Source organism: Pseudoalteromonas sp. McH1-7, from assembly GCF_013366255.1.
Lineage (GTDB): Bacteria > Pseudomonadota > Gammaproteobacteria > Enterobacterales > Alteromonadaceae > Pseudoalteromonas > Pseudoalteromonas peptidolytica.
Window position 1 is genome coordinate 37,782 of sequence record NZ_JABWPQ010000036.1, and the last position, 9,055, is coordinate 46,836.

General features: G+C 40.8%; 5 protein-coding genes. All 5 read right to left on the reverse strand.

Annotated features, from left to right (window positions below; all coding sequences use genetic code 11):
- Positions 1–5 precede the first annotated feature (5 nt).
- On the reverse strand, positions 6–2,408 hold the full coding sequence (locus HUZ36_RS20335; RefSeq protein ID WP_176033831.1) for a penicillin acylase family protein: 2,403 nt from the start codon (positions 2,406–2,408) through the stop codon (positions 6–8).
- Positions 2,409–2,474: 66 nt separating this feature from the next.
- Positions 2,475–3,473 (reverse strand): phosphotransferase enzyme family protein, encoded by a 999-nt coding sequence (locus HUZ36_RS20340; RefSeq protein ID WP_147389287.1) that lies wholly within the window; start codon positions 3,471–3,473, stop codon positions 2,475–2,477.
- A gap of 88 nt (positions 3,474–3,561) precedes the next feature.
- Positions 3,562–5,973: an ABC transporter permease gene (locus HUZ36_RS20345; RefSeq protein ID WP_176033832.1), complete on the reverse strand. Its 2,412-nt coding sequence runs from the start codon at positions 5,971–5,973 to the stop codon at positions 3,562–3,564.
- Positions 5,970–6,677: an ABC transporter ATP-binding protein gene (locus tag HUZ36_RS20350; protein WP_373865579.1), complete on the reverse strand. Its 708-nt coding sequence runs from the start codon at positions 6,675–6,677 to the stop codon at positions 5,970–5,972. The genes HUZ36_RS20345 and HUZ36_RS20350 overlap by 4 nt, the downstream gene beginning before the upstream one ends.
- 185 nt (positions 6,678–6,862) lie before the next feature.
- A partial coding sequence (locus tag HUZ36_RS20355; RefSeq protein ID WP_176033833.1) for an amino acid adenylation domain-containing protein occupies positions 6,863–9,055 on the reverse strand: 2,193 nt, incomplete at its 5' end.

Consider the following 9,055-nt stretch of genomic DNA (forward strand, 5'->3'; position numbering starts at 1 on the left):
TTCAATCACTTTTTTAGATTAATTATGGTTTCAGACACTTCTGTTGAGTCTCGACTAGAACGATGGAATTCAAGATTCAAAAAAGGCTCAACAACATCATCATACGCAGGACTAAATACAATGCCCGACTGCCCTGTAGAGTTCATATGCAGGTGCTTAATCTCACTTTCATTTATTTGGGTGATCTGTCTAAATGATGCGCCTGAAGACTGAATGTAACCTTCCGTTTCAACAAAATCAGCACTTGCCACGTTTACTGTATTCGGAGATCCGCCATTACCAACGCGGCGCTCAAAAATAGAATCCAGCATATTCATGTTACTAAATGGGACGTGTTGATAAACTACTTTGTGTACTTTCCCCCATTGCCACTGTTCCATATCGCTACCTAATAGCAGAGACAATTCATCGATTGCATCAGATAAGGAACTAGATAGCTCTTGCTGGCATCGAGAGGACTGCGATGCAGCACACCAATTATCTGTTTTTGAACTTATCATGCTTGCTAGCTGATCTGCGGAGGTGTTGTTAATAAAGTGGTCAAATACATTGGCTTGTGACGTGCGATGCCATGAAGCTTCTAATTGAGGAGCCAACACTTTTTGTTTCAAATGACGAAACCAACTAAAGTAAATAGCTGCCCCGACACTATCAGCTCCCATGTCTAAGTCCCAAGAACGAAGTATACTTACAGCTTGCTTGTGAACAACGCTATCGCCTTCATATTGAGTGAGCAATTGCACTAACTTCTGTGCACTTAAATCTAGAGTGTCTCCTTGAAAATCAATCATATCTTCTATTGTGAGTGGTGATGACTTTGATGCAATAAGTGCTTCGATCCGCTGTGCCCTGTAGGGTGGAGCCCAATCATGGGAGATAAAGTACGGGTATTCGGAACCCACTATTTTATTATTCGCAGAGACAATATATCCTTTTTCAGGGTTAAAACTCATGGGTAACTCACGGAAAGGAATATAGCCTTGCCATTGATTGGTTGAGTTCCATCCTGGTAAAGGAAATTGTCCCTCTCCATTTTGACGTTGTGGAATTTTCCCAACCGCTTGATAACCAATATTATTATTTTTATCGGCATACAAAAAGTTTAGACTCGGACTACCAACCATAGCTAATGAGCTTCTAAACTGCTCCCAATTTTTGGCATAATTCAACTTAAGAAAACCGTCGAAGCTAGTATCATTTGCATCAAGCGCCGTCCACCGAAGTGAAATTACGTTGTCTACGAAGTTAGTCGCATCTGAAATGATTGGCCCTCTTACTGTTGAGCGCACATCAATCTCAACTGGCTTAAATTCTGGATTTAGACTCGCTGGAAAAGCCTGCTTCACATAAATTTTTTCCCGTCTTACGTCAAATGCTTTCCACTCACCATTCTCTTTGTACATTTTGGCATCTGCGCCATTAATCTGCTCCAAAAATAGATCCTGAGTATCTGCCATCATATTTGTCACCCCCCAGGTGATATCATCATTGTGGCCAAATACAACGACAGGTAAACCAACTAAAGTCATTCCCTGCACATCCAGCTTACTTCCTTTCAAATGTGTGAAGTAGAAGGGGGCTGGGATTTGTAAGTTTAAGTGAGGATCATTTGCTAAAATCGGCCCAGTTCCTTCGGTAAAACGATCGGCGACAACCCATGCATTGCTACCTAAATATTTTCCCCCAACACCTATTTCTTCAAGTGCCGCTTTGGTCTGTATTAGCCCATCAGCTTGATTCAGTATTTCCTGATTAGACACAACCACAGGTGCATCGTTTGGATAATTTTCAATAATTGCTTGTGCTAATTTTGGCTCCAAAGTTTCAGTGGCAGTCATATTCACAACCTCACTCCACATCGTGCCCGATAAATTAAGGGACAACAGCTTCATGATCACCAACGAATCTTGAGGCTGCCATTCGGACATTGTGATATCAAGCAATTGAAATTCTGGCGGGAATGCTATATCTGTCTTAATGTAGGCATTGATACCATTGGCATAAGCCTCTAGCACAGCGCGTGCCTCACTACTTAAATTATGCAAAGCTAATTCTGCTGCTTTATTAAGCCCAACGGTCCGCATCCATACATCTCGCTGTAATGCTTCGGCTCCCAAAACTTCACTTAACCGTCCTTGTGCCAGACGTCTTTGCAACTCTAATTGCCAGAGGCGGTCTCTTGCATGACTAAAGCCGAGTGCAAAAAATGCGTCATAGTCAGATTTAGCATTTATTGTAATGTAACCTTGCTTATCTTTTATTATTTTTACAGGTTCTGTTATTCCTTCAGATAACCAGTAGGCTTCTTTAACATCAATATTCTTAAAGATGTAACTACCGGTTAAAAACAGCACCAATGCTGTAGGTAAAACAATTAGAAAATATATATTTCTTTTAAAAGGGTGCATACTTAAGTTTCTCTGATCCTGATACTGATAAATTACTGCCTATATCACTTAGCCACCGTAGTGGTATTAAAGCCAAAGTAATTGCTCACTTGAAATAATGTCACTGGCTATCTGCTCAAACTTTTCGCTGCTGATAGATCCCATAGTAAAGTGAGCTTCTTGTTGTGATTGCCGCTTAAAGTATCTATACCTCAAAATAAGATACTCAAAACAGTCAATCAGATTTATTACTCTTGCAATGGACTCAACTTCAATATTGTCCAGGGGGTGCTGAGTATGGTACCCGCTCAGAAAATGCTTAGCATTTGCTTGATGGCACCGCTCCCTTTGCGCTTTATTTAAGTCACTCATGCTTCCCACACTCGCCCGTATAGCCAACGCGACATCAATGATAAAGTGACAGAAATGACAGCTATCAAAGTCGATTGCATATAGTTGGTTATTTGTTTTTATTAAGTTATTTACAGCTAAATCACCATGATTAAGTCCATAATTCTGACTATTCATTGGCAAATTACTCAGCCACTCTATTTCACTTTGAATAAATAACCTTAGTTCATCATCAATATCCACTGCACAATCATTGAGCAAGTTTTTCACATCGGTTACTACGCTCGCTTCCGTTGGCCTTTTGAATTGCTCAGGACTCATTGAACAACCAACCTTATGAATGCTGCCTAACAGTTCCCCCCACTGAAACAGAAGCTCACTATCAACGTCTGCTATCTCAACCTGTTCTCCAACTAACTTTACAAATGCACTTGCGATATAGCATGACTCATCCGCTTTGACGCAAACTTGCTCAAGTAAACGGTTAAACTTTGACTCTGCAGGCTGACAAGTTTTGACATTATGTGAAGCTAAATAATTTAGCACTTTCATTTCTGCATCGTATAGTGATGTCTGCTTCTTTTCGCTTGGCGTCAGACGAAGTACATAATCCTTATCATGCTGAGTAAAGGAGTAAATGAAGTTCTCAGACTGACTGATACAAACACTATCACCTACCCCCAACCACATTTCATAAGCTTTCTGTACCACTTCTGTGCTTGGTATGTTCATCATACTCTTCTTCTCTCACACTTTGCTCTATCGAGGAAATTGAAAGAACATCTCATGTGTGAGACATTCTTATTTCAGCTTATATCTGTGATTATTCTCCCTTCAGCTTATATATAATTGGGCTGTCTAAGAGTCGTTTCAGTGGGTAACAGCATGCAAATAATGAAATTAGTATTATCATTAAGACTGATATCAGAAGCATCCCTATCGTCATTGAGTCAAACGAAATCATACTGTTAACCTCAGTGGTAAGCCAGAGAATGAAAAGACCCAGGCTACCCAAAGCTAAACCTACAAACACAGGTTGACTAGTGTCACCGATCATTAAGGTGTACAAATCTTTCTTTTTTGCACCAATCGCACGGCGAGTGCCAATTTCTAACTTTCGAAGTTGGAGGTTATAACTCAGTGTTCCATACAAGCCTATTGCGGCTAGAAATAATATCAATATCGTTAAGAGCCCTGAAGTCAACGCTGCTGTAATATCTCCGAAGAGCATTTTTGTATGCAACTCTGATAACATATCAAAGTTGAATACAGTGAACCGAGAATCTACAGCACTTACAATACTTGCAATTTGCGCACGACTCATCAGTTGTTCCGCTTTAAACTGAATCATCAGGTAATAGCTAGACTGAGATTCAGGCATATATACTCTGGCGGTATTCGTATCACCAGAAGGAAGAAAGATAGGCTCTACAACGCCAACGACCTCTATTGGTGTACTTCCACGAGTGAAACGCTTGCCGATCACATCTTGGCTGCCGCCATACATTTCAGCAAATGCTTCATTCACTATCATCACCTGAGCACCCGACTGAATATCTGAACTATCAAATAGGCGACCCGCAACAAGTGTTTGTTCTATCATTGCAAAATAGTTTTGGTCAACTTTTTTACCTAGCGGAGTTAGTCTTGCATTATTTTCAACATCTTTCATTGCCCAAGTACTAAACGGGTTAACAGGTGACTTTGCTTGGCTCACAGATGCAACCTGCGGTTGTGCTTCAAGTCTATCCCTTAATGCTCTCATGACTGCGACTGAGGCATCTTTACTGAGCGGCTCTGACGTCATGGTCTTTACTGATAGCTGAGCTTTGTTCTCTACATTAAATCCCTTATCTTTATAGATTGTTTCGATAGCAAGCTGAAATAAAGTGATATTGGCCAGAACTAAACTAGTCACCAACCCAACTTGGCTAATGATCAACAACTTTCTTTTTCTTTTAGATACCTGAACCCCAGTTCCTTTACCACTTGACTGTAACCCTTCTTTTAACTTTTTATAGTTAACGATACTAATCCCAACTTTGGCAAAAAATAGTGCAAGGCTCAACGCAGAGACAACTGCAATAACGAAAGTAAATAGCGATAAGCTAAGTTCATTTGCTCTTGGCAATACTTCATTCAAATAGTGTCCCAACAACATAAAGCCGAAACTTGCTATAACTAAGGCTATCACCGTAGATATCCCTAAGAGAACACCAGACTCTGCGAACATTAGCTTGAATAGATCAGACTTTTTAGCTCCGATGGCTGCATGAATAGACAACACAGTTTGACGTTCAACTGTACGAGACATAAATAAATTAAGTAGGTTTACACATGAGATTAATACCAAACCAGTTACACCGCCTAGCAACAGTATCGCCATAACACTACTATCACCCATAATGACATCTTTAAGCGCAACTAAAGCAATTTCGATACTCCACCCAGTGGCTATCCCCTCCTGCTGCCAACGCGAGTCAACAAGCGCTGAAAGTTGTTGTTCTGCCAACTTCATATCAGTATTTGGCTTTATTGCACCCACAAAGAATAGCGCATCACTTACATTGCCCCAGTACTGTCTTTGCGCGTCCTCAAAAGAGTTGAAATCCCAAGGTAGCCATACTTGCGTTTCGTGGCCTGTTTTTAGCAATTGTGGCTCTTTAAAGCCCTTTGCAGCCACACCAATGATTCGATATTTAATGCCTGCTAACATTAAGGTTTTAGACAGAATCTCTGGATCACTACCAAATAGCCCTTGCCAAGTTTGATAGCTTATCACCGTTACTGGATTATAATTATTCAGTGCCTCTGTTTCGCTAAAACTCCGCCCCATATACATATTCATATCAAACATACCTGTAAATTCTGGGGTAACGGCCCCCGTATTTACCGTAGGTTGAGATGGAATTGATGAAATAACATTTTGTTTGTAAGCAATGATAGTCGCATTATCAAAGTAACTTTGGTTTTCGTATAAGTAGACTAGGCCTGGGTACGTAAACGCGTTTGCTCTTGGGCGTTTATCTGGATCTAGCAGCTTGTGCTCGGCAACAAACATATTTTGTTGCTCAGGGTAACTGAGAGGCTTAACCAGAAGTAGATAATTTAGCGTAGCGATACAGAGGAACGCACCGAGCGTGATCCCCATTGTTGTGATAACCGTAAACACAAAGCCAAGTCGATGTCTTAGACTCGTTACGGCATCTTTGATCAAGAGTAAACCATTTTTCACGCGACTTTCTCCGCTACTGCAGGGGCTGGTTGGATCACACCATCAAGTAGATACAATCTTCTTTTCGCCATATCAGCATAGCGAGGATCGTGAGTTACCATACAGATTGTAGTCCCTTTGTTATTTAGGTCAGCCAACAGTCCCATCACAAGATCACCACTTTTCGAATCTAGGTTACCTGTAGGCTCATCCACCAATAATATGGCAGGTTTTTTTACCAACGCGCGAGCGATTGCCACACGCTGCTGTTGACCACCTGACAAATAATTCGGCTTATGATTTACCCTGTGGCTCATATCTACCAGCGCAAGCACTTCGTTTACTCGCTGTTCCACAGCTTTACTATCTAGCTGGGCGTTGCCATAGCGCAAAGGAAGTGCAACATTATCAAAGACTGTCAATTCATCAATAAGATTAAAAGATTGAAAAATAAACCCAATTTTTTCGTTTCTAATTTCCGCTAACGCATCATCAGATAACCCTATTATATTTTCGCCTTCAATTAGGTATTCACCATCTGTTGCGGTGTCAAGCAGTCCTAAAATTGATAATAATGTTGATTTACCACACCCTGAAGGCCCTGATATTGAAACAAATTCGCCTGGTTCAATAACGAGATCTACACCTCTTAGCGCATGTGTATCTACATCTTCCATTTCAAAGACTTTAGTAACTTTTTTTAGTGTTATCTTTGCATTACTCAAAATATTGACTCCCAATAAGGTGCATACATGTCAAACTTGACCAATTTAAAGCCCTATTTAGTAGGCTCTAAATGCTACTGGCGATTTATTTTGTGTATGCATTAAAAACAGTATTATCAGCTGACCTGTAATACATGGCTCTGTTATTAAAAAGCCATCCTTCATACGGTGGCTATGATATTGAATTAACTACCTTCCTTTGATTCCAATAAAAAAGACTCTATAGCTTGGCTTAACGAGTCAACAGACGGATCTCGCAATATACTAAAGTGATCGGCTACAACAGGGACAACTTGTAAACTCTCACAATGCGCTAACCACTTAGCTTCTTCACTCACTTGATCCACGTCGCTAGATAAAGCCTTCACCCATAGAGTGTGGCCTCGATAATTAGACAGCTGATATGCCATAGTAAGTGACTCAAGTGCCGATATTACCTTTATACGCTCATGCAAATCTGTGGCAGATACTGCCGATGAGAATATATTTTGTTCTATTCCTCGAGCCACAACCATTTCACATAAGACTTCAACCTCTGTTTCTAATACATTTGTAGGCAGTATCCCCAAGTCAACATTTAGCTCCAATACTAAAGAATGTAAGGCTCTATGCTGGGGTGATAGCTCAAAGTCTGTATGGCTTTTTATTGTCTCTGGTGTATAACTGTCGATTAACACCACTGACACATTCTGTTCTAATTGGGAAGCCATTTCAAGTGCTATCATGCCACCAATTGACCAACCAGCCAAGGAGAAGCAATTAATACCATGATTATTAAGAAGTTTATTATATTTTTCAGCTACCAAAGATAAACTTGCTTCATCTATTTCCGAGGTGCTAATCCCATACACTGAACCTTTTACGTTTAACTTAGATAATAACGGTGCATAACATGCCACTGACCCACCAACAGGGTGGATTAACACCAGCGCTGGTGCCTCTTTAGACCCCTCAGACAAAGTAATTAAGTGTACGTTACTCTCATCATGTCCTTTTATATTTTCTGATGCCAACACATCGACCAACTCTTTTGCTGTTGGGTTTTCAAATATATCTTTTAGTTTCAGATTACTACCAAACTTATTGTTGATTTCTCTTGTCAACATGGGCACCAATAATGAGTGCCCTCCAAGGTGGAAGAAGTTAGCCGTCATATCTAATTGGTTTGGCGCTTTGTCTAGCACTTTTGCAAACACGTTGATTAGATCTTGCTCCGCTTTAGAACTGGGAAGCTGAAAATCGCTCACGCTAGGTGTGTGATAGCCAGCTAACAACTCAGCTTTATCTATTTTCCCATTAGCATTTAGCGGCCATTCGGTAACAACCTCAAGGTATTGAGGCAGCATATAGTTTGGCATCACAGCTTTCAGCTTCTCTCTGATCCCATCCACGCTAATCTTAGCATCAGCTAGTTTGATAAAGGCGATGAGTTGTGGCCCATGAGGTTGATTTTCAGTTAATACCAAAGCTGACTCAACCTCTTCAAGTCCAATTAGATGGCTTTCAACTTCAGCTAGCTCTAATCTATATCCCCTAATCTTAACTTGCGAGTCCTTTCTCCCTAAGAACTCAATACACCCAGACTCGGAGTACTTCACTAGATCACCAGTACGATAGATCACACGGGAGCCGATTTGTTTATGCGGGTCATAGTATGGATTATTAATAAATACTTTTTGTGTCAACTCGGGTTTATTTAGATACCCGCGTGCTAAACCATCCCCGCCGATATACAACTCGCCAATATGGTGCTCAGAGCACAACTCCAGCTGCGCATTCAGTATGTATAATTGATTGTTTTTATTAGGCTTACCTATCGGTATAACCTCATTCACCAGATCAGCTGCTGAAGTAACATAAGTCGTAGCAGTAATTGTCGCTTCCGTAGGGCCATAAGTATTTACCAAGATCGTACTTTGTGGCATTTGCATGTAATGCCGCTTAACCGTCGAATGGGTAAGCTCCTCGCCACCAACAATAACCATTCGTAGCGTTGTTTCTTCAATTACTACTTCTTCAGTAAGTTGTTGCGCCCAAAATGCCGTTGGCAAACTAGCTATTGTTACGCCTTTTTCATCGCAAAATTGAGTAAATTGTGCCAGCCCCAACATGCAGTCTTCATTTCTAATCTCTAACCTTGCACCATGACAAAGCGCCCCGAAAAATTCTTCAATAAAGATATCGAACGAGGTGTTTGAAAACTGTAACACACAATCTGTGTACGAAATATTATAACTATGTGTGATATGATTTTGATAGTTCACAATAGCTTTATGCTCAATCATCACGCCTTTTGGCTGCCCTGTCGAGCCTGAGGTATAAATCACATACGCCAGATGTGATGCGCTCACACCAACCTCTTGTGGCCGAGTACGTGG